Genomic DNA, 24,264 nt, shown 5'->3' with positions numbered 1-24,264 from the left:
AGACGGCATACCGCCGCGATTGTCGGGCTCAGCCGCCGAACAGTTCCGAGAACTTCGCCTTGTCAGCGTCGGTCTTGGCGACGATTGCCTTGGTGTCGAATGGCATCACCTTGACCTTGACGCCTTCCGGCATCCATTCGGGGCGACCGACCGAGGCGCGCGCCGGCAGGTAGCCCATGGACAGCGCCAGCTTCTGGCCTTCGTCTGAAAGAATGAAGTCGACGAACTTCTTGGCGCCATCGACATTCTTGGCCGTCTTCATGATGGCGACCGGTTCAGTCACCGCCGGCACGCCTTCGCTAGGGAACACGAACTCGACCGGCGAGCCCTTCTTCTTGGCGTTCATCGCCATGAAGTCGACCAGGATGCCATAGGGCTTCTCGCCGCTCGCCACCGACTTCAGCACCGCGCCATTGCCACGCACGCTGACGGTGTTGTTGGTTTTCAGCTTCTGGAAGAAATCCCAGCCATAGTTGGCATCGCCGACGAAGCCCGAAAGCAGGTAGGCGGCAGCGCCCGAATAGAGCGGGCTCGGCATGACCAGGCCATCGGCATAGGCCGGCTTGGCGAGATCGGCCCAATGCTGCGGCTTTTCGGCGGCCGCGGTGTTGTAGACGATGCCGGTGGTGATCAGCTTGCTGCCGAAATAGGTCTTGTCGGCGTCATAGGCATCCGCCTCGATGCCGTCGAGCTTCGCCTCGGGATAAGGCAGCAGCCGGTCGTCCTTCTTCAACAGCTCCATGCTGACCGCGTCGGCGATCAAAAGCACATCGGGCTGCGGACTGCCGGCGGCGAATTCGGCTGCCATCTTGGTCAGGATGTCGCTCGTTCCGGAGCGGTAGATGGTCACGTCGATACCAGGCTGCGCCTTCTTGAAGGCATCCATAGTCTTGGCGGCATCGGCTTCCGGCTGGGATGTATAGAGCGTCAGCGTTTCGGCACCGGCCACGCCGGCAAACAAAGTTGCCGCGAGCGCCAGCTGGCTGGCCAGCAGTTTGATGAATAGCGTCTTCATGAGACCTCCTGTCTTGTCTGTGCACGACCGGTCCGGCCCCTGGCCAGTTCCCGTCTCTTCCTCCCTGCACGGCGCAATATGACTGGTGGATGACACAGCGCGTGAAACCACAAAATATGTTCATATGTACAATGTCAATTACAAATGAACAGAATTGTGCGACGATCGACGGGCCGGCGGGCCGGCATCAATTGACATCGGGCCGGCGTTCCTCCGATGAGGACAATTCGGCCAGGTGATGGCTCATGAGGACGAGGACCGATGCCCACGGAAAAACCCAGACCGGCTCGCCTGCCGATGGTGTCGTCTGATCTCAACGTCAAGACGGCCTGGCTCTACTATGTCGAAGGCTTCACGCAGGAGCAGATCGCCGAAAAGCTCGATGTCAGCCGGGTAAAGGTGATGCGCACCCTCGCCGCTTGCACCGCCGAAGGCATTGTCGTCACCATGATCAATGCGCCAACCGCCGAGCAGGTGGCCCTCGAGCGCGCGCTCGAGAAGCGTTGGGACCTCAACGCCGCCGTCGTTATCCCGACGCCCTCGGCGCACGATCATCTGGAAAAGGCGATCGGCCATGCCGTCGCGGCCTATCTCGGCGAGCAGATGCGGGATGGCATGACGTTGGCCATCGGCGGTGGTGCGACGCTGCATGCGAGCCTCGGCTTCCTCGCCCGCCGGCAATTGAAGCGCGCCTCGGTGGTGGCGCTCGTCGGCAGCCTGCCGCACTCGCAATGGATCAACCCGTCGATTGTCGCCGCCAAGGTCGCCGATGTTTTCGAAGTCGACAACTACCAGATCACCGCGCCGGTGACGGTCGACGCCCCCTCGCTTCGCGATCTGTTGTGGGCGCAGCCGACCCTGCAGGACGTGCGCCAGCGCGCTGCCGCCGCCGACATCGCGCTGCTGACCGTCGGCGACATGTCGCCCGACGCCACCATATTCCGGCACGGCATCGTGCCGTCGTCGCTCATCGCTTCGCTGAAGGCGAAGGGCGCGGTCGCCAACATCCTGTGCTTTTTCGTCGACGCCGCAGGCAGGCTGGTCGACCACGAGGTCAACGGACGCGTCATGGCCATCGATCTCGATGTGGTCGGCCAGGTGCCGAACGTCGTTCTTGCCGCAGGCGGGAAGCGCAAGGTTCCGGCGATCCTCGCCGCGCTGAAAGCCGTCAGCACCAATGTGCTGATCACCGACAGCGATACGGCCGCGGCACTGCTGGCGAGGGGCGGTTGAAACTCGGCGCTGTAGCTAGATAAGCCCACGCTCGCGCAAAAAATCCTCGACGCCGACATGGGTCATGGATTCGAATTCGGCCACGGCTTCAGCCACCCGTTTGCGCTGGGCCGCAAGCAGCGTGAACACCTGTTTCATCTCGCCGGAAACACCAAAACGGCTCCAGCGCTCGGCGATATGCACCGGCAGGCCAATGTCGGCGCAGAACGCGTCCAGACTGCCATAGCCGAGGCTCACGACCAGTTGCTTGGTTTCCTCCGCCGACATGCGCGGCTCGAAAGCGTGATCGTGCAGGCGCTGCGCCACCAGCTTGATGTCAGACGGCGACGCGCCCATCACCTTGCTGAACAAGGTTTTGACGTCCGATGGGTCGAATGCGGGCATGCTGGCCTCCCTTTGGATCGAAATCCACTTACAACATGGGTCAGGGGTTGGCGCCTGACAAGTCGTTTCTGACATAGCCGACTTCGCAGGGCGGCCTTGCCTTATGTTGCCACGCCCTGTTGAGATTCAGGCCAGGCCGGATCGAGAATGGTTGTCTTCGAGCACCGGAGCGCAGCGGACTTTCGGGTACGAAAGCACCGGAAGCGCAGAAGACCGCCATTCGCAGGTGCCGGCCTCACTTGAATATCAGTAGACCCTACACGAGCATGCCCATCGGGTTCTCGATCAGCCGTTTGAAGGCGACGAGCAGTTCGGCACCCAGCGCGCCATCGACGGCGCGATGGTCGGTCGACAGTGTCACCGACATCACGGTGGCTATCTTGATCTCGCCATTCTTGACCACCGCCCGCTCCTCGCCGGCGCCGACCGCCAGGATCGTCGCATGCGGCGGGTTGATGACGGCGGCAAAGTCCTTGATGCYGAACATGCCGAGGTTRGACACCGCCGTGGTGCCGCCCTGATACTCTTCCGGCTTCAGCTTGCGGCTGCGCGCMCGGCTGGCCAGGTCCTTCATCTCGTTGGAGATCGTGGACAGCGTCTTTTCGTCCGCCTTGCGGATGATCGGCGTGATCAGGCCACCTGGGATCGACACGGCRACGCCGACATCGGCATGCTTGTGCTTGACCATGGCGCTTTCGGTCCATGACGCATTGGCATCCGGCACCGCCTTCAGCGCCAGCGCCATCGCCTTGATGACCATGTCGTTGACCGACAGCTTGTAGGCCGGCGCGTCGCCCTTGTCGGTCTTCTTCACAGGCGCTGCGGCATTGATCTGCGTGCGCAATGCCAACAGCGCATCGAGTTCGCAATCGAGCGTCAGGTAGAAATGCGGGATTGTGGTCTTGGCCTCGACCAGACGCCGCGCGATGGTCTTGCGCATGTTGTCATGCGGGACCAACTCGTAGGAGCCTTGCTCGAACAGTTTCAGCACCTGATCATCCGACATCGCCTTCACCGGCGCGGCGGGAGCAGCAGCCGGAGCCCCGGCAGGTGCCGCCTTGGCGGCAGGCTTGGCGCCGCCACCGGCAATCGCCGCATCGACATCGGCCTTCACCACGCGGCCGCGCGGACCGGTGCCGGCAACATCGGAGAGCGCAAGACCCGCTTCACGGGCAAGGCGCCGAGCCAAAGGTGTTGCGCGCGCAACCGAAGGCGATTGGCCGATCTCCCCCCTTGCGGGGGAAATGCCCGGCAGGGCAGAGGGAGCCCCGACAGACTGAGACGCAGGCGGGACAGCGCCCCCCTCTGTCGACTTTGTCGACATCTCCCCCACGGGTGGGGAGATTGGCGCTTTGTCTTGCTCCGCCTTGTCCCCATAGGCCTCATCGTCGGCATAGATCCAGGCAACCGCCGCGCCGACCGCAATGTCGACGCCCTCCTTGCCGGTGACGTCGCGCAGGACGCCGCTGGCCGGCGCATCGATCTCCATCGCCGCCTTGTCGGTCTCGATCTCGAACAGCACATCGCCCTTCTTGACCCTGGCGCCTTCCTCGGCAAACCAGCGCGAGATCTGTCCGGTCGCCATGTCCATGTCGACCTTGGGAAGAATGACTTCGGTCGGCATCGCTCAGCGAATCCCTTTCACGAGGTCGCGCGCGGCCGCGATGATGTCGGGAACCTGTGGCACAACAGCCTTTTCGAGCTCCGGATTGTAGGGGATCGGCGTCTCGGCTCCGCCCAAACGCACGATCGGCGCATCGAGGTAATCGAACGCCTCGCTCTCAGCGATCATCGCGCTGACCTCGGCGCCGATGCCCAGCGTCTTGACCGCTTCGTAGACGCACATCAGCCGCGACGTCTTCTTGACGCTGTCGATGATGGTCTGCTTGTCCATCGGCCGGATCGTCCTGAGATCGACGACTTCGACGTCGATGCCTTCGGCCTCGAGGGCAGCGGCGGCGTCGAGCGCCTTGTGCACCATGATCGAGGTGGCGACGATGGTCAGGTCGCAGCCCTCGCGGCGGACATCGGCCTTGCCGATCGGCACTGTGTAATAGCCTTCGGGCACCGGCCCCTTCATCTTGTAGAGCAGCTTGTGCTCGAAGATCATCACCGGATCGGGATCGGCGACCGCCGCCAGCAGCATGCCCTTGGCATCGTATGGCGTCGCCGGCTGGATGACCTTCAAGCCAGGCACATGGCCGAGCCAGGCCTCGAGGCTCTGGCTGTGCTGGGCGGCGGCACCCGTGCCGGAGCCGGCCGGAAAGCGCATCACCACCGGAACCGAAACCTCACCGCCGAGCATGAAGCGCATCTTGGCCGCCTGGTTGACGATCTGCTCCATCGCCAGCGTGGCGAAGTCGGAAAACTGGAACTCGAAGATCGGCCGCATGCCGGTGAGGGCGGCACCGACCGCCACGCCAGCCCCACCCAGCTCCGAAATCGGCGTGTCGATGACCCGCGCGGTGCCGAAACGATCGACCAGATCGCCGGTGACCTGGAAGGCGCCGCCATAGACACCGATATCCTCGCCCATCAGGAAGACGCGCTCGTCCATTTCCATGGCGATCGCCATGGCTTCCTGGATCGCCTGGGCGTAACTCAGTTCACGCACCATCGCGTCCATCAAGCCTGCTCCGTGTAGACATAATTGCCGGTGTCGCGGACGTCCGGAGACGGGCTCGCCTTGGCGAACTCGATGCCGTCGGCGATCTCTTGTGCCACCGCACCGCGAATGGCCTCGATGCCCTTGTCGTCGATGAAGCCGAATTCACGCAGCTCGCTTTCGAACAGGGTGATCGGATCGCGGTTCGACATCCAGTCCTCGATTTCCTCCTTGGTGCGGTAGCGGTTGCGGTCGCTCTTGGAATGACCGCGATGGCGATAGGTCTTGGATTCGATCAGCGTCGGCCCATCGCCCAGGCGGGCACGCTCGACAGCCTGGTGCGATGCCTCGGCGACCTCGGAGAAGATGTTGCCGTTGACGATGACGCCCGGCATCGAATAGGCGGCGGCGCGTTCGGCGATGTTCTTGACGGCGGTCGATCGGGCCGTCGATGTCGACATGCCGTAGCCGTTGTTCTCGCAGACGAAGATCACCGGCAGCTTCCAGATCGCGGCCATGTTCAGCGCCTCGTGGAAGGCGCCTTCATTGTTGGCACCATCGCCAAAGAAGGAGACCACGACCTTGCCGGTCTTCATCATCTTGGAGGACAGTGCCGCCCCGACGGCGATCGGGATGCCGCCGCCGACGATGCCATTGGCGCCGAGATTGCCCTTGCCGACATCGGCAATGTGCATCGAGCCGCCACGGCCCTTGCAATAACCGGTGGTCTTGCCGAAGAACTCGGCGAACATGCGCTTGACCTCGGCGCCCTTGGCAATGCAGTGGCCGTGGCCACGATGCGTCGAGGTGATCTGGTCATCCTCGGCAAGCGGCATGCAGATGCCCATGGCGCTGGCTTCCTGGCCGATCGACAGATGCATTGTGCCGTGGATAAGGCCGCGCGTGTAGCACTCCTCCGCGCCCTCTTCGAAGCGGCGGATGAGGTACATCTTGTACAGCACCTCTCTGAGCTGCTCGGCGCTGTATTGGCGATAGACGAAGGGCAGGTTGGCGCGACTGTCGGCGACGGCTTTGCTGGCTCCGGCCATGGTCAGGCTCCCAAGGAGCCGTAGACGAGCTTGTCCTGGCGGGCGCGCAATTCGGCGATCTTGGAGCCCGGCGCGGGAGCGGCATTTGCATAGGTGATGAGCTCGCCCTTCTTGATCGGCGCGGTCACCGAGCCGCCTTGCAGCAGGCCACAGGGAACGGCCTTGGCGGCGCGCGCCTCCGGCGCCGTCATGATCCAGGCGCGGTAGCAATATTCACCGATCGCATCGAGCTTCTCGCCCGGCTTCATGTCCTTCTTGGCCACCGCGCAGACTTCGGCGGTCGGCTTGGCCAGCGGCACCATGTCCGCCTTGCCGTAGAGCACGACGCGGGCGCAGGTCAGCGGCACTTCGAGCGAGGTCAAATGATAGGGGCGGTGGAAGGTGAAATACGGGCCCTTGCCCATCTTCAGATCTTCCATGCGCTCCGAAATGCGCGGGTGTGACATGTCGGCGACGACGAACACACCGGGCGCGACACCCTTGCCGATCGAGTAGTCGACGACGCCGACCTTCGACAGCACGCCACCAGCCTTTTGCGGCACCAGGACCTTGGACAGGTCGCCAAGCGTCGCCGCCGGGCCATGCATGCCGGGCTTGTCGGGAACCAGCCCGGTGGCATTGGCGATCGCCGCCATCTCGACCATGGTCTTGGAGCCATCGACGAATTCGACCAGCATGCGCACATTCATATGCCGGCGCTTGGCCTCCTCCTCATAGTCGGGGGGCGTGGCATCGATGTTGAGCGGATTGTTCTTGCCCTTGCCGGCGGCGACGATCGGATGCCCCATCGCCGAAACGAATTCGATCAGCTCCATGCAGGAGGAAGGCTCGTCGCCCGCACCCAGCGAATAGGTGACTCCCAGCCGGTCGGCCTCGCTCTTCAGATAGGCACCGATGGTGACGTCGGCTTCGACATTCATCATCACCAGATGCTTGCCATGCTCCATGGCGCGGAGCCCAATCTCGGCGCCGACGGCAGGAACGCCGGTGGCGTCGATGACCACGTCGATGAGATCATTGTCGATGACCAGGCTGGCATCGTTGGTCACCGCCACCTTGCCGGCCTCCATCGCCGCCGTCATCGCCGAAGCGTTCGACACTTCGCGCGCGTGGCCGGTTTCCTGGAAGGCGATATCGACTGCCTTGCTGGCGGCGGGCAGGTTCAGCTCGGAGATGGCGCCGATCTCGATGCCGGACATATGCGCGACCCGGGTAACGATATCGGTGCCCATTTCGCCGGAGCCGATCAGGCCGATGCGAATGGGCTTGCCCGATCTGGCGCGGTCCTCGAGATCGCGGGCAAGGCCGGTCAACGAAACATTGGAAGCCATACCGCTCGTTCCTCCCATAGTGCAGGCTGTTCAATGGCCTGACGGGTATTGAACATATGTATTTCTGTCAAGACTAATGTGCAGATTTCGCATGCTTTTAAGGCGCCTGCCGGAAGACGTGTCGTGTCGAAAAAGAGACTTGGAGGGCTGTAGCCCAAGCAGTCGGCCGGTCCGCTTCAACGAAGGCTAGCGGCCGCCAGATGTAGCTCGTGATGTACGGGAACGACGCTGATCCAGCATCGCAGCCGCCAACGGCACATCGCCTAAATCATCGCATCCTGCTGGCGTTGCACAATTTTCTCCACGGCGTCTTGCGGCACGTTGAGAAGCGCCAGCGCCCTTCGCACGAGGCTTGGCCAATCCTGCATCGGGCAACTCTTTAAGCCGGCAAAACGATCTTTGCCGATGAAGAAATTACGCGTCGCGTGGAAGCCGAGCGCCCGATAGACCTCGAACTGCTCTTCATTGAAGAACTGATCCAAGGTCGTTTGATGGGGGAATTGCGGGTAACGCCGACGATAGTCGCGTATCATGTCGCTTTCGTCACCGCTCATGCATGACTTGATGTAGATCAGCACGCCGTGCTCGTCTTCTCCATAGTCAATTCTACCGATCGCGACGTGGGAGCCATGGAACGGCCCCTCATCGGTAGGGCTGTCGCTCAGCTTCTCCTCGGTTGCCTGCGCATTCGAGCGTCGAAGCTCGGCCCAAGGCAGATCTATCAGAATGCCGAGATCGATTCGTGCGTAGCGCTCGACCCGAATGAGCGAGTTGAAATCGAGCGTAGGGTCGGCCTCGGCGTCGGCCACGACGATAACCTTGCAGCGCCTTTTCAGCAGCTCATAAAGGCCCAGATTGTCGAAATGGCCTCCATCCGTCAGGTAGACATTGCTTGTCAGTTCATCGACTCTGCCCATCGCTTCCTTGGCAAAGTACCAGGGCGCGACATGGGCCAGCCATCCCCGCAGGCCCGACCGGTCACCGAGGAACCGCGGATTTGGAAGCCAGTACCCCAGGCGTACGTTCAGCGCAGCTAAGCTGAAAGTCAGGGCGCGGATGGTGTTCGCCCCCATATTTGCGGATGCCGCCGCTCCCGAGATAGCCATTGCCGTGCCGAGATTGAGATTGCGGTCGGCCTGCTCGACTGACTCCGTCGCGATGTAGCCCGTAGCCTGGCTGCCGGTATAGAGGGGGCTGAGAAAGAAGGCATCGGCACTGCGACCGCGCCTGCCGAGAAAGGGCGACCCCTCCAGATTGACCGTGGTGTTTATGATCAGATAGGGCGAAAACCAAACGGAATCAGCCCAGTTTCCTGGGGAGCCGGGCTTCAGCGACGTCAATTTGAACTGGTCGACATCGATCTCCCGTTTTCGTGCTTTCCGGTCTTTGAGCCATCGCTTCAGGGGAGCGAGCACGCGCTTTTTTTCAACAAGTTCGCTCTTGGCGCCGTCTCTCAGCTTGTCGAGCCGCCAAAGGAATGCCCTGCTCAGACGGTCCCGGTAGTAACCGTGGAGCGAATTCGCGTTTGGCGTGACCAGCAATGAGAAGACAATGAGCAGGCCAGCCACGATCGCATAGTTCTCGCGTGCATTTTCGGTGACAGCTGCCGCGCCGCCACCGCTAATTCCCGCATAGGACAGGCTTAGATAAACCACCCACAGGAATACCGGCACAACCACGGACAGGCAGTACAACAGGATCTTGGAAGCCAGATGTTTAGCGGTTCCGGTCCACGAATTGTCGCCCTTCGAGGCAACCACGACGGCGATAAGCTTGTTGCCGAAGGCAGCAAGCCCGGCCGACATGCCGACAAGGACACTCCAGAGCCCGCTCAGTGAGTTCGGCATATGGATCAAGGCGCACCCGACCCAGTTGATCGCTTTGCAATCCTTTGGTGGGTTCGCCGCATCGAAGAGTCCGGCGAGAACGTAAGCCTGAAACTCGAAGAAGGCGATCAGCAGGCACACGATAAAGACGAATGCAAAAACCCGGCTGGTCGTTTCTCGCTCTACAAGCGTGGTCATGCGATCAGCCCGCTTCGAAGGCCAAAAGGCAACTATCGAATAGCCAATCTGCATAATGCCGAATGCAGTCAGCAGAACGATCGACCAAAAGAAGACGCTTTGCGAATCCCCGGTCAATTTTTCGAAGATGGGCAGCCGCAGTGATGCTTCCGTCGGGTTGATCAGGATGGTCAGCCAGGCAAGCGTTACAAGAGCCGCAAGGAAAATCATCGCGTTGACCAGCAGCCCACGCAGCAGCACCACGAGGCCGACAATGACGTCGATAAACCCATTTGGCGCCAGATAGTTGGAATAATGCCGAATGTGCTGGGTCTCGAGGGACTCCGGGCCGCCGAGTGTGCTTGTGAACGGAAAAACACCATCCGTCTGCATCAGCCCGGCGACCAGCGACGTTCCGATGTAGCCGCCTCCGGAAACCGTCGATAGGTAATCGACATTGTCGAACACCTTCGGCTGGTCCTCTTCGGTGATGGACTCCAGCGCCTGCATAACGCCCATGCAAAATGCCGCCGAACGAACGCCTCCGCCTGAACACGCAAGGCCTGTCAGGTCGCGCTCCGCCTCGATTCTGGGATAAGGGTTACCGCGCTCATCCGCCGTCCCCGATGTCACCACTTGGACCCGGGCCGCACGGCTCGCCGCCACCGACGACGCATTCGGCGGTCTCTTCCCGCCCTTTTCGTCCGACGCACGTCTGGCGGCGATCAGTTCTCGGCGACGACTGACAACGGAAGCCTCGGCGATCATCACATCGTAGAACGAAATCGGGAGTGTTTCAGCGTCTCCAGACATGACATTCTCGGGTGGCAAGGGAACTTTCCGACTGAGAAGATGCTCTGGAAACGCGAAAAATGACATGGTGCGATAGCCCCATGAACGCGATTTCTGTTTCACTCGATTGATGGGCGACGGGCCTGCGCATTTGATTCATGCCGGCCAGCCAAATCAGGCGGCAGCGCTGTCCAGAAAATCGTGAAAATGCACGATCACCCATCCGCATCGATCAGGATCACAGCATAGACCGGCGACTCGTGCCCCAGGCGCCAGGGCGAAAAGCCTGGCGGCCGGCCCTTTCAGGCGCCGCTGGATCGCGTCTTCAGGATCGCCGAAAACAGCGGATCGAAGGCGCGGCTGATAGGCGCCGCGGCGGCACCGAGCGCGATCGACCAGGGATCGGTGGTGCCAAGCTGCAGGCGCGGCAAATTCCGCCCTGGCCGGTCGGCGATCGACGGCAGCAGCGGATGCATCGCCTCGATCAACCGGCGGGCCAGTGCTTCCGGCGCTCCGCTGGTCAGGATGACGGTCTGCGGATCGAAGATCGTTTCGAGGAGGTGCACGCTCCAGCGCAGATCATGCGCCGCACCATCGATCCAGGCCGTCATCTTGGGATCCTCGACCATGACCAGGGCGTCAATCTGTTGGTAGATATCGTTGTCGGCCGGGTTGAGATCGAGATGCTGGTAGAGCGAGGCCAGCGACGCGCGATGTTCGAGCGGCGTCGAGCCGGGTCCGGCCGGCGACAGCAGCGCCATGCCGATCTCGCCTGCATTGCCATGGCCGCCGCTGTAGAGCTCACCGTTGAGAATCAGCCCGGCGCCGATGCCGTAGCCGACGTAGAGGCAGACCGCGTGATCGACGCCGTGCGCCGCGCCGACGATGCGTTCCGCCGTCGCGCAGGCTGCGGAGTCGTTCTGCAGGCCGACATTCAGGCCTGTGCCTTCAGCCAGCGTCTCCAGCAGCGGAAATTTCTGCCAGGCCGGCATCATCCATTTGTCGTCCGAGTTCTTCAGCCCGAAAGGACCCGGCATTGCGACGCCAAGGCCGACCAGCCTCTCTTCGGATTGGGCGGATAGCTCAGCCAGTTCGTGTCGGACGCCACTGATCAGGCCGAGGATGACCTCGACGCCTTTCGATGGTTCATCGAATGGCAGGTTGGCCTCGGCGCGAGCCAGCACGCTGCCCATCAGGTCGACGGCAACCGCCCGCGTCAGATGGCGGTCGATCTGCAGACCGATGGCGAAGGCCCCCTCGGGAACCAGCCTGTAAGGGGTCGACGGTTGGCCCCTGCCCTTGCGCACCGCATCGAGGGCGATGACCAGGCCATCGCTTTCGAGATCCTCGATGATGTTGGAGACCGCCTGTTTGGTGAGTTGCGTCGCCCGTGCCAGATCAGCCCGCGACAGGGCGCCATTGAGACGCAGCGCCTCGATCATGACACGGCGATTGTGCGCACTCGTGCCTTCCTGATTGGTGCCGCTTTTGGCGCGGATCGGGCTGATATCGTCCACCGGCGTTTCCCTCTTGACTCCATTAGGATATTGATCGACTAATTAAGTCAAGCGAATTGACTTAATAGCGAAACCGACCGCAAAACAAGACGGCCAGGGCTTTGGACCCTGTCGCCGCCCCCCGGTCGGGAAGCATTGGGTCACGTGACATCAACCCGGGAAGGCAATGAAGATTGCCGGCCCGCCAACATCGGAAATGGGAGAAGAAGATGCTGAAATCGATCGGTAAGACCCTTTTGGGCGCAGTCTTTGTCGGGGGGCTGTTCGTTCCCCATGCCTTCGCCGAAACGTCGCTCAATGCGCTTTTCATGGCGCAGGCCGCCTACAGCGAGGCCGACGTGCGCGCCATGACGGACGCCTTCACCAAGGCCAATCCCGACATCAAGGTCAATCTCGAATTCGTCCCCTATGAAGGCCTGCACGACAAGACCGTGCTCGCGCAGGGCTCGGGCGGGGGCTATGACGTCGTGCTGTTCGACGTCATCTGGCCGGCCGAATACGCCACCAACAAGGTGCTGGTCGATGAGTCGTCGAAGATCACCGACGACATGAAGAAGGGCGTGCTGCCCGGCGCCTGGACCACGGTCCAGTACGACGGCAAGTACTACGGCATGCCGTGGATCCTCGACACCAAATACCTGTTCTACAACAAGGACATCCTGGAGAAGGCCGGCATCAAGACGCCGCCGAAGACCTGGGAAGAACTCGGCGAACAGGCCAAGATCATCAAGGACAAGGGCTTGCTGAAGACACCCATAGCCTGGAGCTGGGCGCAGGCCGAGGCCGCGATCTGCGACTATGCCACGCTGGTTAGCGCCTATGGCGGCGACTTCCTAAAGGACGGCAAGCCGGACTTCCAGAATGGCCCCGGCGTCGCAGCGCTGAAATACATGGTCGACAGCTACAAGTCGGGTCTCACCAATCCCAATTCCAAGGAATTCCTGGAAGAAGACGTGCGCAAGGTCTTCCAAAACGGTGACGCCGCCTTCGCGCTGAACTGGACCTATATGTACAACATGGCCAACGATCCGAAGGACAGCAAGGTGGCGGGCAAGGTCGGCGTTGTGCCGGCGCCAGGCGTTACTGGCACCAGCGAGGTGTCGGCCGTCAACGGCTCAATGGGCCTCGGCGTCACAGCGGTCTCAAAGCATCCGGACGAAGCCTGGAAATACATTGAATTCATGACCTCGCAGGCGACGCAAAACCAGTATGCCAAGCTCTCGCTGCCGATCTGGGCTTCGTCCTACGACGACCCGGCCGTCACCAAGGGCCAGGAAGAGCTGATCGCCGCCGCCAAGCTCGGTCTGGCCGCCATGTATCCGCGCCCGACCACGCCGAAGTACCAGGAGCTGTCGACTGCCTTGCAGCAGGCGATCCAGGAATCGCTTCTCGGCCAGTCTTCGCCGGAAGACGCCTTGAAGACCGCCGCACAAAACAGCGGCCTCTGAGACGTTGCTTCCAACCACGGGCGGCCCAGTGCCGCCCGTGCTATGTCTGAAATCACCATGGATGAAGAGGGGCTGCTCCGATGTCGGGCACCTGGATGACAACCCGTGCGTGGCTGCTGATGCTGCCGCTGCTCGTGGTCATGGTCGCCGTCATCGGCTGGCCGCTGGTCGATACGGTTGGGCTTTCCTTCACTGACGCCAAGTTGGTCGGCACCGGCGGAAATTTCGTCGGCTTCGACAATTATGCCAACATGCTGTCCAGCTCGAACTTCTCGCGCACGCTGGTCACCACGACACTCTTCGCGGTGATCTCGGTCGCCGCCGAAATGGTGATCGGCGTTCTCGCGGCGCTGCTGCTCAATCAGCAGTTTCACGGCCGCGCCATCCTGCGCGCCTTGATGATCCTGCCCTGGGCATTGCCGACGGTGGTCAACGCCACGCTGTGGCGGCTCATCTACAATCCCGAATATGGCGCGCTGAACGCCGCGCTGACCCAACTGCATCTTCTCGATTCCTATCGCTCCTGGCTCGGCGAGCCGGGCACAGCGCTGGCTGCGCTGATCGTTGCCGACTGCTGGAAGAATTTTCCCCTGGTGGCGCTGATCGCGCTGGCCGCGCTGCAGGCGGTGCCGCGCGACATCACCGCCGCCTCGCTCGTCGACGGCGCCGGGCCGTTCAACCGCTTCCGCTTTGTCATCCTGCCCTATCTTGCCGGCCCGCTGATGGTGGCGCTGGTGCTACGCACCATCGAGGCCTTCAAGGTCTTCGACATCATCTGGGTGATGACCCGCGGCGGTCCGGCCAACAGCACGCGCACGTTGTCGATCCTCGTCTACCAGGAGGCCTTCTCCTTCCAGCGCGCCGGCTCCGGCGCGTCGCTGGCGCTGATCGTCACCTTGCTCGTCACCGTGCTGGCCGTCGCCTATGCGGCGCTGGTGCGGAAAACCGCCGGGAGTGCCGCCTGATGGAACGCCAGAGCCCTGCCTTCACCATCTTCATCCATGCCTGCGCTTTGCTGCTCGCAGCCGTCATCCTGGCGCCGCTCGCCTGGCTGTTCATCATGAGCATATCGCCGGCCGCCGACCTTGCCGCCAAGCCGCTGCGCTGGTGGCCGCAAAGTGCCGATTTCTCCCGTTACCAGCAATTGCTGTCGACAGCTGAAAACAGCGCCGGTGGTGCCTTTACCTCATCGCTGCGCAACAGCCTCGAGATTGCCGGCATGGCGACCATCGCAGCCCTGGCGCTCGCGATCCCCGCCGGCTGGGCCGTCTCGCGCACGCCGTCGATCGGCTGGTCGCTGTCAATGGTCATCGCCACCTACATGCTGCCGCCGGTGGCCTTGGCCGTACCGCTCTATATGGGCCTGTCATATCTCGGCCTGCTCAACAATGTCTTCGGCCTGGCACTGGTCTACCTGACCATTCTGGCACCCTTCACCACGTGGCTGATGAAGTCGGGCTTTGACTCGATCCCGCGCGAGATCGAGGCGGCGGCGATGATCGACGGTGCCGGTCTGTTCCAGACTTTGCGCATCATCACGCTGCCGCTGGCCGCGCCCGTGATGGCGACATCGGCGCTGTTTGCCGTGCTGCTTGCCTGGGACGAATTCTTCTATGCGCTTCTGTTCACCTCGGACCAGCGCGCCAAGACCTTGACCGTCGCCATCGCCGATTTGGCCGGCGGCCGTGTTTCCGACTACGGATTGATCGCCACAGCCGGCGTGCTGGCCGCCTTGCCGCCGGTGCTGATCGGCCTGGTCATGCAGCGCGCGCTGATCTCGGGCCTGACCAGCGGTGGTGTGAAAGGATGAAGATGACTGAAGCAAAACCCCGGCCGGCCGGACTGCTCGCCATCGACCGCGAAATGGCGCGCCAGCATGCCGATGCAATCGCCTCGTTCAAACAGAATGCTGCCATGGCGGCAAAAGTCGCCGCCTCGGTCCGGCAGACCGGGCGCCTGTTGCTGCTCGGCATGGGCGGCTCGCACGCCGTCGGGCGTGCCGTCGAGCCGCTCTATCGCGCGCTTGGCATCGATGCCCTGGCGCTGCCGCTTTCCGAACAGCTCGGCCAGCCACTGCCGCAGGCCGGCAGGACCGTGCTCGTCACCTCGCAGTCGGGCGAGAGCGCCGAGGTCGTCAGGTGGTTCGCGGAGGCTGGCAGCACCGCCGATGTTTTCGGCCTGACACTCGAAGCCGCCTCGTTCCTGGCTCGCACCGTGCCTTGCCTGGTCGGCGCCGGCGGCACCGAACTGGCCTTCGCCGCCACCCGCAGCCTGACCGTGACTTTCGCACTGCATCTGGCGATCCTGGCCGCACTCGGCGAAGACCCGAGTGCGGCGCTCAGTGCACTGGATCGGCCACATGACAACGACATCAGGCAAGCGCTGGCAGCGCTGGACGAGGTGACGGCCATCGTCACCTCGGGCCGCCGGCTGCAAGGTCTCGCCGAAGCGCTGGCGCTTGGCCTTACCGAACTGTCGCGCCTGCCATGCTTTTCGCTCGAGGGCGGCCAGTTGCGTCACGGCCCGATGGAGATGCTTGGCCCGCACGTCGGCGTCATCCTGTTTCGCGGCAACGACCTGACATCGGAGCTGGTGACCGCCATGGCCATATCCGTGGTCGAAGCCGGCGCGCCGCTGGTCGTCTTCGATTCGTCCGGGCAAGCGCCTGTTGCGGGTGCCATCACGCTTTCGTTCAAGCCGGCCTCCGGCATGGCCGCGATGTTCGCCATGCTGCCTCTAGCACAGCGCCTGATGATCGCCTTTGCCGATGCCCGCGTCGACAATGCCGGCACGCCTGTCCGCTCCACCAAGATCACCAGGAGCGAGTGATGCGTCCGCTTGCGGTGATCGGCAACGTCAATGTCGACCTGATTGTCGGCCCGGTGGCGCCATGGCCAAAGGCGGGAACGGAGACCGTCGTCGACCATGACGAATTGCGCGTCGGCGGCCAGGCCGGCAATAGCGCGCTGGCATGGCAGGCATTGGGCGTCGATTTCGCCGTTGCCGCCAATGTCGGCGACGATCAGTTCGGCCGCTGGCTTCGCGAGGCCTTGGGCCGCCGTGCCGAGAAATGGCCGGTCCGTCCCGAAGGCACGACGTTGTCCGTCGGCATGACGCACCCGGACGGTGAGCGGACCTTCTTCACCACACGCGGACATCTGCCGCGCTTCAGTCTCGCCGATGTGTTTTCCGTTCTCGACGGCAGGGCGCTCTCCGGTGGCTACGCGCTGTTGTGCGGCTCCTTTCTGACCGAGGATCTGACACGCGACTACAAAGCGTTTTTCGACTGGGCGGACAGCCACGATATTGCCGTCGCGCTCGACACCGGCTGGCCGATCGATGGCTGGACCGAGGCCAATTGCGCCGCGACGCGCGCATGGCTGTCGTGCTGCGAGCTGGCGCTGTTCAACGAGGTCGAGACCGTGACCCTGGCGGGAAGGCCGAGCCCAGTGGAGGCCGCACGCGAAATCCGGTCGAGTATGAGGCGAGGCGCGACCTTCGTCGTCAAGCGCGGGCCGCTGGGCGCCATCGCCATCGGCCCGGATGGAGCGCTCGTCGAAGCCATGGCGCCCGATGTCCGGGTTGTCGACACGATCGGCGCCGGCGATGTCTTCAACGCCGCTTTCCTGGCGGCATTGGCCCAGGAGCAGCCGCTGTCGGCCTGTCTCTCCGCCGCGACGCATGTCGCCTCGCGTGCGATCTCCACCTTGCCCCGCAACTATGGCGGGCCGATGCATTTCGAGGAATCCACACATGAGCGCGCTTGAAATCCGCGACATCCGCAAGAGCTACGGCAGTGTCGAGACGCTGAAAGGCATCGACATCGCACTGCAGAGCGGCGAGTTCCTGGTGCTGCTCGGCTCGTCGGGCTGCGGAAAATCGACGCTGCTCAACATCATCGCGGGGCTGGCCGAAGCCACAAGCGGCGATGTGCTTATCGGCGGCCGCTCGATCCTTGGCGTTCATCCCAAGAACCGCGACATCGCAATGGTCTTTCAGTCCTATGCGCTTTATCCGAACCTGACCGTCCAGCGTAACATCGGCTTCGGGCTGGAGATGCGCGGCGTTGCCGCCGACGAGCGCGACAAGGCCGTGCGCGACGCGGCAAGGCTGCTGCAGATCGAGACCTTGCTCGACCGCAAGCCGAGCCAGCTTTCCGGCGGCCAGCGCCAGCGCGTCGCCATCGGCCGGGCGCTGGTGCGCAAGCCGCAGGTCTTCCTGTTCGACGAACCGCTGTCCAACCTCGACGCCAAGCTGCGCCTGGAAATGCGCACCGAGCTGAAACGCCTTCACCAGATGCTGCAGACAACGGTCGTCTATGTCACCCACGACCAGATCGAGGCGATGACGCTAGCGACCAGGATTGCAGTGATGCGCGACGGCAGGATCGAGCAGCTCGGCACGCCCGAAGAGATCTACAACCAGCCGGCAACGCTCTATGTCGCGAGCTTTGTCGGCGCGCCATCGATGAACATGCTGCAGGCGGCTATCGCCGACGGAAAGCTGGCCATCGCCGATTCCAACGTGCTGATACCCTTGCCCGCACGCTATCGGAACTCGGCCCGTGACGGCGCACAGGTGGTCGTTGGTATCCGCCCTGAAGCGCTTCGCGTGGCGACCAGTGCTGCAACGGAGTTGTCGTTGCCAGTGGAGATCGAGGTGACCGAGCTGACCGGACCCGAACTGGTCACCACGGCTCGCATCGGCGCGCAGCAGCTGACGGCCTGCCTGCCGCCACGGACCCGGCTTGCCAAGGGTGAAACATGCAGCTTCGCCTTCGACGACGCTGCACTTCGCTTGTTTGACCCGGAGAGCGGCAAGGCCTGCCTGGATCAGCCCTGATCGGTGTCCTTGGGGGTCTGTGGCGATGCCGCGATCTCAAGCAGGGACGATACCAGCAGCTGGCGCTCGTCTTTAGACAGGACATCCGCATCGAAGAGGTTCATGCTGCGCAGCCCCTCGATGGCGAGATAACAGACCAGCAGCGATTTCAGATCCTGCGTCTCGCCCTTCAGCCGTTCGAAAAGCTGCCGCTTGAATGTCTTTATCGGCGTCATAAAATCGGGATCCTCGGCGATCGCCGAAAAGATCCAGGAAGCCGACGGCTGCTTGTCCTCGCAATCGTCCGCCGACAGCCTGATGTAGACGGCGAGCGGGTTTTCGCCTTTGTCCCTGCTGTTGGCGGTTTCGAGCGCCTGCCCGAACTCGCGCAAATAGCCCTCGACCAGTCCCTGCATCAACTTGGCCTTGGTCGGGAAATTGTAGAGCAAGCCGCCCTTCGATACGCCGGCACGGCTGGCGACCGCTTCCAGCGACAGGCTGCCTGGCCCGGTTTCTCGTGCGACATCGGCCGCCGCGGCGAGGATTTTCTCACGCGAATTCGATCTTGGAGCTTTCATGGCCCCTCCCATCGCAAGCTTAGGCCCAATTGACAAGACCGTCCAGACGGTACAGTAAGACCGCCACTATTTGAAATCGGGACCTGCAGTCGATATGTGTCCCGATGTCCGAGCTTCGCGCCGGATTTCGACTGAGGGGACTTTCTTGTTCAAGCGCATCCTTCGTATCGTCATCATCGCCCTGGTTCTGCTCGTCCTCGTCGTCGTGGTCGGCGGCATTGTCGGCTTCAACTTCCTGCGCGACAACGGCATCAAGCAGTATTTCGCCTCGATGAAGCCACCGGCGGCGACCGTGTCGACGACGATCGCCAAGCCGTCGAGCTGGACACCGGGAGTCGAGGCGATCGGTACGGTCAGGGCGGTGCGTGGTGTCGATCTGACGGTTGAAACCACCGGCATCGTCAAGGAGATCCTGTTTCACGCCAATCAGAAGGTTGCGGACGGCGCAGTCCTGCTGCAGCTCGACGGTGCGGTTGAGCGTGCCGATCTAGAAGCGACGAAGGCGCAAGTGGCGGTCGTCCAGATGGCGCTGACGCGCGCCATTGAACTGCAGAGGCGCGGCGTCAATGCGGACGCTACACTCGACACGGCGCGGGCAACCGCATCGGCAACCGCCGCGCAAGTGAACAAACTGCAGGCGGTGCTCGACCAGAAGCAGCTGACGGCGCCTTTCAGCGGCACGGTGGGTATCCCGAAAATCGAACTCGGCCAATACCTGGCGCCCGGCACCGTAGTGGTGACGCTACAGGATCTCGACACGATGCGGGTCGATTTCACGGTACCGGAACAACAGCTGCCTTCGCTGAAGATCGGCCAGACGGTGCGGCTGGGCATCGGCGGCGGCGAGATGCCCTACGCCGGCACCATTCGCGGCATCGACCCAAAAATCGACCCTTCGAGCCGGCTGGTCAACGTCCGGGCCGAGGTCGCCAACACCGAAGGCAAATTGACCCCTGGCCAGTTCGTGCAGGTTCGTGTCGAACTGCCCGAAGAGCAGGATGTGCTGACGCTGCCGCAAACGGCGCTGACGACCAGCCTCTATGGCGACTACATATTCGTGGTGCAGCCGGCGAAGCCCGCTGGAGCGCCGCCCGCGCAGACAGCCAAGCCGGAAGAAAAGCCCACTTCGTCGGCAACCGAAAAACCGGCGGACGCCAAGCCTGCAGACACCAAGGCGGCTGATGCCATGAAGCCAACGGCTGATGCAACCAAGCCTGCCGCCGATGCGGCAAAGCCGGCGGACAAGCCTGCCGATCCGGCCAAGCCGGCGGCGGAAGGCGACAAACCTGCGCTGGTGCTGTCGCAGGTCTTCGTCAAGCCAGGCCGCCGCAATCAAGGCATGGTCGAGATCGTCGAGGGGCTGAAGGCCGGTGACGAGGTCGTTACCGCCGGTCAGAACCGGCTCTTCAATGGCATGTCCGTAGCCGTCGACAACACCATCGACCCGACCAAATCGGCAAACAAGCAGGCCGACCCGCAATGAGTTTTTCCGATATCTTCATTCGCCGGCCTGTCCTTTCGACCGTCCTGGCATGCATGATCCTGCTCCTGGGTTTCCAGGGCATCTTCAACCTGTCTATCCGGCAGTATCCGAAGGTTGACGAAACCGCGATCACCATCACGACGGCGTATCCAGGCGCTAGCGCCGACCTGATACAGGGCTTCATTTCCGCCCCGATCGCCCGCGCCGTCGCCTCGACCGAAAACATCGACTACGTCACCTCGTCGAGCCGTCCTTCCTCCAGCACCGTGACGGTGCAGATGAAGCTCGGCTCCAACCCCGACGTCGCGCTGACCGAAGTGCTGTCCAAGGTCCAGGGCGTTCGCGGCACCTTGCCAGACGCGTCCAAGGACCCGGTCATCGTCAAGGGCACCGGCCAGCAGTTCGCGATGATGTACATCTCGATGCAGAATCCGAACATGACGAAGGAGCAGCTGACGGAGTATATCGAGCGCGTCATCCGGCCACGCATGTCGACGGTCGAAGGTGTCGCCGACGTGCAGATCTTCGGCGCCCAGGAATATTCGATGCGCGTCTGGATCGACCCGATCAAGCTTGCCGCGCGCGGCGTGACGGCCTCGGACGTGCTGACGGCGATCAACAATTCCAACTTCCTGTCGGCGCCCGGCAATACGCAGAACGAGTATGTCGTCTCGTCGATCACAGTACGCTCGACGCTGCAGACGCCGGAAGCGTTCGCCGAGCTGCCGCTGCGCTCGACCGACGGCAATGTGGTACGGCTGCGCGACGTCGCCCGCGTCGAACTCGGCGCCGAGAATACCGACACCAGGGTTAGCTTCAACGGCAAGCCCGGCACCTTCCTCGCCATCTTCCCGACACCAGCGGCCAACCCGCTGACCACGGCGGCGGCGCTCACCAAGCTCGTGCCGCAGATTCAGGAGACGCTGCCGAAGGGCATGACGATCGAAGTCGTCTACGATGCGACCGGGCAGATCAGCGCCTCGATCGACGAGGTGTTCAAGACCATCGCCGAGGCGGTTGCCATCGTCATCGTCGTCATACTTTTGTTCCTTGGCTCTTTCCGTTCGGTGATGATGCCGATCGTCACCATCCCGCTGTCGCTCATCGGCGTCTGCTTCCTATTGTTTGCGGTCGGCTATTCGATCAACCTTCTGTCGCTGCTGGCCATGGTGCTGGCGATCGGCCTTGTCGTCGACGATGCCATCGTGGTGGTGGAGAATATCCATCGCCACATGGAAGAAGACCATATGACGCCGATGCAGGCGGCGTTCAGTGGCATGCGCGAAATCGCCTCGGCCATCGTCGCCATGACCATGACACTGGCCGCCGTGTTCGCGCCGCTGGCCTTCACCGGCGGCCTGACCGGCGCGCTGTTCCGCGAATTCGCCGTCACGCTTGCCGGCTCCGTGGTGCTGTCAGGCGTCATCGCCGTCACCATCACCCCGATGATGTCGGCGCGCCTCTTGAAGTCTGGCACGCCCGGCCGGTTCCAGCGCATTGTCGACGGCGCTTTCGCACGGGTCGAGCACGTCTACGAGAGGGCGGTCACCGGTTCGCTGAACTATCGTCCGCTGACGCTGATCATCGTGCTTGCGCTTGTCGGCGTGACCGGCTTCATGTTCACCAAGACCTCGACCGAACTGGCGCCGGAAGAGGACCAGGGATTTCTGCTCTCGATTGTGACAGGGCCACGCTATGCGACGTCCGATTACACCGAGACATACGTCAACCAGATGCTCGGCCTTGTGAAGGATATTCCCGAGACGCGGGCACAGTTCTCGGCCGTCGCCTTCAGCGGCGAGACAAACAGCGCTTTCGTCGGCTTTGCCTTCAAGGACTGGGCGGAACGCAAGCGTAATTCCAAGGAATTGCAGGCCGACATTACGGCCCGTCTCGCCAAGGTGGCGGGTGTCCAGGCCTTCGTCTTTGCGCCGCCGACGCTGCCGGGCTCCGGTGGCGGCCTGCCCATCGCCATGGTGGTGCGATCGACCGGCGATTCCTCGGAAGTGTACGAGGTGGCCGAGCAGATCAAGAACAAGGCGCAGGCCTCCGGCCGCTTCATCGTCGTGCAGAATTCGATGGCCTATGACGCACCGCAGGTGACGGTGACCATCGATCGCGACCGCGCCGCGGCACTAAACCTGCCGATCGCCGATATCGGCCGGACGCTGACGCTGCTGGTCGGCGGTGCCGAAGTGGCGCAGTTCGATCGCGACTCCAACAGCTACGACATCATCCCGCAGGTGCCGCAGGAATTCCGCGACAATCCCGAAAAGCTCGGCGAGTACTTCGTGCGCAGCGTCACCGGCGAGATGGTGCCGCTGTCGGCCGTGGTGAAGATATCCAACAATGCAGCACCGGCCGCCATCGAGCAGTTCAACCAGCTGAACTCGGCGACGATTTCCGCGCTCCCACTGCCCGGCGTCACCACCGGCGACGGGCTGAAGGCGCTGGAGGACATCGCCAAGGAGAACCTGCCCGATAGCTTCTTCATCGACTACTCCGGCCAGTCCAGGCAGGAGAAGGAACAGGGCAACACCATCCTGATCGCCTTTGCGGCGGCCGTCATCGTCATCTATCTGGTGCTGGCGGCGCAGTTTGAAAGCTTCCGCGACCCGCTGATCATCATGATGGCGGTGCCGCTGTCCATCTTCGGCGCCATTGTGCCGCTCAATCTGGGCCTCGGCACGCTCAACATCTATACGCAGGTCGGCCTGATCACGCTGATCGGCCTGATCACCAAGCACGGCATCCTTCTGGTCGAGTTCGCCAACCAGCAGCGCGAGGCCCATGGCATGCGGCGGCGTGACGCCATCATCGCCTCGGCCAAGGTGCGCCTGCGGCCGATCCTGATGACGACGGCGGCCATGGCGCTCGGTGTGGTGCCGCTGATCACATCCAGCGGCGCTGGCGCCGCGGCCCGCTACTCGATGGGCCTGGTGATCTTCACCGGCATCCTGGTCGGCACCATGTTCACGCTCTTCGTCGTGCCCATGTTCTACACCTTCATCGCCAGCAAGGACCTGCCGCACCACGCCGAGAAGCCGGATCCCAAGCTGATGCCGGCACTGCAGGACTGAAGCAATTCCAGGAAAAGTGTGTCGCAGTTTTCGTCCGGAATTGCGTAAAGGCAGATGACAAAAAAGAGGCCGGAAAATTCCGACCTCTTTTTTTGGGCTGGGCTCAATACCGTCGGTTTAAGCTGCACTCAATACCCGAGAAGCTTTCCTGCGGGAGTCTCGAACGAGGCACGGCAGGTGGCCGGCCCGTTCCACAGCCTGCTACTTGACGATGAGGATGCTGGTGTTGGTTGGCCCGAACATTTCGACAAGCTGATAGAAATCTGCGGCATTGTCGGGATGCAGCCGCACGCAGCCATGCGAAGCCGGCCGGCCAAGGCGCTTGATTGCATTGGTGGCATGCACCGCATAGCCGCCACTGAAGAAGACCGAATGCGGCATCGGCGCGTTGTCGTACTTCTTCGAATACCACATCGCATGCATGCGCGTCGGCTTGAACGAGCCGGTCGGCGTCACATGTGCCCCGTCGCCGGTGGAAACTTTCCAGGCGAAGGCCGGCCGGCCGTCGACCGAGACTTCCATGATCTGCTGCGAGAGCGAAACCCGCGCCACGATCTTGTTGGCGGCATGGGCAGCGCCTGAGCCGGCGCCGAGCAGAAGTGCTGCACCCGTCAGGGCGGCGGCCGTGATGTTGATGAGCTTGGCGGAAATGGCGGTGTTCATGATGTCCCCTCTCTCTGCCGGGCTGGCCGGCTCCAATTCGATGGCCGCTTATCCCAGCATCATGTTTCAAGCAGATTTCGCGAAATGCGCGTTTGTGTTTCGAATCTGTTTCCCCTGGTTAACAAGCAGTGCCGTCCACGGAGCCGAAATAGGGACCAGACGCTGCCTCTTGGCGAGACCGTGATCCCCAAAAACATGAGTATTTGTCCCTAAACTAAATGCAAATTTCCTACATACGAAAGAAGAACCATCAATCCCGAAA

At 62.5% G+C, this 24,264-nt stretch carries 19 protein-coding genes; 9 read left to right on the top strand and 10 right to left on the bottom strand.

What is annotated here, in order from left to right; translation table 11 throughout:
* Nucleotides 1-28: 28 nt before the first annotated feature.
* Entirely contained in the window at nt 29-1,015 is a 987-nt protein-coding gene (locus AC1D10_RS05840) for an ABC transporter substrate-binding protein (RefSeq protein ID WP_477269515.1), read from the bottom strand.
* A gap of 261 nt (nt 1,016-1,276) precedes the next feature.
* Between AC1D10_RS05840 and AC1D10_RS05835 the strand changes: the two genes are divergently transcribed.
* The gene (locus tag AC1D10_RS05835; RefSeq protein ID WP_477269513.1) at nt 1,277-2,248 is read left to right on the top strand and encodes a sugar-binding transcriptional regulator; all 972 of its coding nucleotides are present in this window, start codon (nt 1,277-1,279) and stop codon (nt 2,246-2,248) included.
* Nucleotides 2,249-2,263: 15 nt separating this feature from the next.
* Here the strand turns inward: AC1D10_RS05835 and AC1D10_RS05830 are convergent, their stop codons facing one another.
* The 7 genes from AC1D10_RS05830 to AC1D10_RS05800 all read right to left on the bottom strand — a co-directional run bounded on the left by AC1D10_RS05830 (nt 2,264) and on the right by AC1D10_RS05800 (nt 11,929).
* Nucleotides 2,264-2,632: a hypothetical protein gene (locus AC1D10_RS05830; RefSeq protein WP_379105336.1), complete on the bottom strand. Its 369-nt coding sequence runs from the start codon at nt 2,630-2,632 to the stop codon at nt 2,264-2,266.
* A gap of 256 nt (nt 2,633-2,888) precedes the next feature.
* Complete coding sequence (locus tag AC1D10_RS05825) at nt 2,889-4,256, bottom strand: pyruvate dehydrogenase complex dihydrolipoamide acetyltransferase (protein ID WP_477269510.1); 1,368 nt, start codon at nt 4,254-4,256, stop codon at nt 2,889-2,891.
* Between the two features lie 3 nt (nt 4,257-4,259).
* A complete protein-coding gene (locus AC1D10_RS05820; protein WP_477269508.1) occupies nt 4,260-5,258 on the bottom strand; it encodes an alpha-ketoacid dehydrogenase subunit beta in 999 nt (332 codons plus the stop codon).
* Nucleotides 5,258-6,286 (bottom strand): thiamine pyrophosphate-dependent dehydrogenase E1 component subunit alpha, encoded by a 1,029-nt coding sequence (locus AC1D10_RS05815; RefSeq protein WP_477269506.1) that lies wholly within the window; start codon nt 6,284-6,286, stop codon nt 5,258-5,260. The genes AC1D10_RS05820 and AC1D10_RS05815 overlap by 1 nt, the downstream gene beginning before the upstream one ends.
* Nucleotides 6,287-6,288: 2 nt before the next feature.
* Complete coding sequence (locus AC1D10_RS05810) at nt 6,289-7,617, bottom strand: NAD(P)H-dependent oxidoreductase (protein WP_477269504.1); 1,329 nt, start codon at nt 7,615-7,617, stop codon at nt 6,289-6,291.
* 263 nt (nt 7,618-7,880) lie between these two features.
* Entirely contained in the window at nt 7,881-10,433 is a 2,553-nt protein-coding gene (locus AC1D10_RS05805; protein ID WP_477269502.1) for a patatin-like phospholipase family protein, read from the bottom strand.
* 281 nt (nt 10,434-10,714) lie between these two features.
* Entirely contained in the window at nt 10,715-11,929 is a 1,215-nt protein-coding gene (locus AC1D10_RS05800) for an ROK family protein (RefSeq protein ID WP_477269500.1), read from the bottom strand.
* Between the two features lie 209 nt (nt 11,930-12,138).
* Here AC1D10_RS05800 and AC1D10_RS05795 point away from each other — a divergent pair, with 209 nt between their 5' ends.
* From AC1D10_RS05795 to AC1D10_RS05770, 6 genes are all read left to right on the top strand, one after another.
* Nucleotides 12,139-13,377, top strand: coding sequence for an extracellular solute-binding protein (locus AC1D10_RS05795; RefSeq protein WP_477269498.1), 1,239 nt, complete (start codon nt 12,139-12,141; stop codon nt 13,375-13,377).
* 80 nt (nt 13,378-13,457) lie between these two features.
* Entirely contained in the window at nt 13,458-14,342 is an 885-nt protein-coding gene (locus AC1D10_RS05790; protein WP_477269496.1) for a carbohydrate ABC transporter permease, read from the top strand.
* Entirely contained in the window at nt 14,342-15,187 is an 846-nt protein-coding gene (locus tag AC1D10_RS05785; protein ID WP_477269494.1) for a carbohydrate ABC transporter permease, read from the top strand. Before AC1D10_RS05790 ends, AC1D10_RS05785 begins: the two co-directional genes overlap by 1 nt.
* Nucleotides 15,184-16,206: an SIS domain-containing protein gene (locus tag AC1D10_RS05780; protein WP_477269492.1), complete on the top strand. Its 1,023-nt coding sequence runs from the start codon at nt 15,184-15,186 to the stop codon at nt 16,204-16,206. The genes AC1D10_RS05785 and AC1D10_RS05780 overlap by 4 nt, the downstream gene beginning before the upstream one ends.
* Nucleotides 16,206-17,144: a PfkB family carbohydrate kinase gene (locus tag AC1D10_RS05775; RefSeq protein ID WP_477269490.1), complete on the top strand. Its 939-nt coding sequence runs from the start codon at nt 16,206-16,208 to the stop codon at nt 17,142-17,144. Before AC1D10_RS05780 ends, AC1D10_RS05775 begins: the two co-directional genes overlap by 1 nt.
* Entirely contained in the window at nt 17,131-18,219 is a 1,089-nt protein-coding gene (locus AC1D10_RS05770; RefSeq protein ID WP_477269487.1) for an ABC transporter ATP-binding protein, read from the top strand. The genes AC1D10_RS05775 and AC1D10_RS05770 overlap by 14 nt, the downstream gene beginning before the upstream one ends.
* On the opposite strand, the gene AC1D10_RS05765 is transcribed toward AC1D10_RS05770, so the two are convergent.
* Nucleotides 18,210-18,776, bottom strand: a complete 567-nt coding sequence (locus AC1D10_RS05765; RefSeq protein WP_477269485.1) for a TetR/AcrR family transcriptional regulator — start codon at nt 18,774-18,776, stop codon at nt 18,210-18,212. The genes AC1D10_RS05770 and AC1D10_RS05765 overlap by 10 nt on opposite strands.
* 145 nt (nt 18,777-18,921) lie before the next feature.
* Between AC1D10_RS05765 and AC1D10_RS05760 the strand changes: the two genes are divergently transcribed.
* Nucleotides 18,922-20,259, top strand: coding sequence for an efflux RND transporter periplasmic adaptor subunit (locus tag AC1D10_RS05760; protein WP_477269483.1), 1,338 nt, complete (start codon nt 18,922-18,924; stop codon nt 20,257-20,259).
* Nucleotides 20,256-23,339, top strand: coding sequence for an efflux RND transporter permease subunit (locus tag AC1D10_RS05755; RefSeq protein ID WP_477269481.1), 3,084 nt, complete (start codon nt 20,256-20,258; stop codon nt 23,337-23,339). The genes AC1D10_RS05760 and AC1D10_RS05755 overlap by 4 nt, the downstream gene beginning before the upstream one ends.
* A 201-nt stretch (nt 23,340-23,540) precedes the next feature.
* Here AC1D10_RS05755 and AC1D10_RS05750 read toward each other — a convergent pair whose 3' ends face one another.
* Nucleotides 23,541-24,002: a L,D-transpeptidase gene (locus AC1D10_RS05750; RefSeq protein ID WP_477269479.1), complete on the bottom strand. Its 462-nt coding sequence runs from the start codon at nt 24,000-24,002 to the stop codon at nt 23,541-23,543.
* Nucleotides 24,003-24,264: the final 262 nt, after the last annotated feature.

The organism is Mesorhizobium sp. P2_A8 (genome assembly GCF_056404935.1).
This window is presented reverse-complemented; position numbering and strand designations above follow the sequence as displayed.

What these genes read in the sequence shown, in the direction of transcription:
- AC1D10_RS05840 (WP_477269515.1), bottom strand. Translation starts at nt 1,015, where the DNA reads ATGAAGACGCTATTCATCAAACTGCTGGCCAGCCAGCTGGCGCTCGCG.
- AC1D10_RS05835 (WP_477269513.1), top strand. Translation starts at nt 1,277, where the DNA reads ATGCCCACGGAAAAACCCAGACCGGCTCGCCTGCCGATGGTGTCGTCT.
- AC1D10_RS05830 (WP_379105336.1), bottom strand. Translation starts at nt 2,632, where the DNA reads ATGCCCGCATTCGACCCATCGGACGTCAAAACCTTGTTCAGCAAGGTG.
- AC1D10_RS05820 (WP_477269508.1), bottom strand. Translation starts at nt 5,258, where the DNA reads ATGGACGCGATGGTGCGTGAACTGAGTTACGCCCAGGCGATCCAGGAA.
- AC1D10_RS05815 (WP_477269506.1), bottom strand. Translation starts at nt 6,286, where the DNA reads ATGGCCGGAGCCAGCAAAGCCGTCGCCGACAGTCGCGCCAACCTGCCC.
- AC1D10_RS05810 (WP_477269504.1), bottom strand. Translation starts at nt 7,617, where the DNA reads ATGGCTTCCAATGTTTCGTTGACCGGCCTTGCCCGCGATCTCGAGGAC.
- AC1D10_RS05805 (WP_477269502.1), bottom strand. Translation starts at nt 10,433, where the DNA reads ATGTCTGGAGACGCTGAAACACTCCCGATTTCGTTCTACGATGTGATG.
- AC1D10_RS05795 (WP_477269498.1), top strand. Translation starts at nt 12,139, where the DNA reads ATGCTGAAATCGATCGGTAAGACCCTTTTGGGCGCAGTCTTTGTCGGG.
- AC1D10_RS05790 (WP_477269496.1), top strand. Translation starts at nt 13,458, where the DNA reads ATGTCGGGCACCTGGATGACAACCCGTGCGTGGCTGCTGATGCTGCCG.
- AC1D10_RS05785 (WP_477269494.1), top strand. Translation starts at nt 14,342, where the DNA reads ATGGAACGCCAGAGCCCTGCCTTCACCATCTTCATCCATGCCTGCGCT.
- AC1D10_RS05780 (WP_477269492.1), top strand. Translation starts at nt 15,184, where the DNA reads ATGAAGATGACTGAAGCAAAACCCCGGCCGGCCGGACTGCTCGCCATC.
- AC1D10_RS05775 (WP_477269490.1), top strand. Translation starts at nt 16,206, where the DNA reads ATGCGTCCGCTTGCGGTGATCGGCAACGTCAATGTCGACCTGATTGTC.
- AC1D10_RS05770 (WP_477269487.1), top strand. Translation starts at nt 17,131, where the DNA reads ATGAGCGCGCTTGAAATCCGCGACATCCGCAAGAGCTACGGCAGTGTC.
- AC1D10_RS05765 (WP_477269485.1), bottom strand. Translation starts at nt 18,776, where the DNA reads ATGAAAGCTCCAAGATCGAATTCGCGTGAGAAAATCCTCGCCGCGGCG.
- AC1D10_RS05755 (WP_477269481.1), top strand. Translation starts at nt 20,256, where the DNA reads ATGAGTTTTTCCGATATCTTCATTCGCCGGCCTGTCCTTTCGACCGTC.
- AC1D10_RS05750 (WP_477269479.1), bottom strand. Translation starts at nt 24,002, where the DNA reads ATGAACACCGCCATTTCCGCCAAGCTCATCAACATCACGGCCGCCGCC.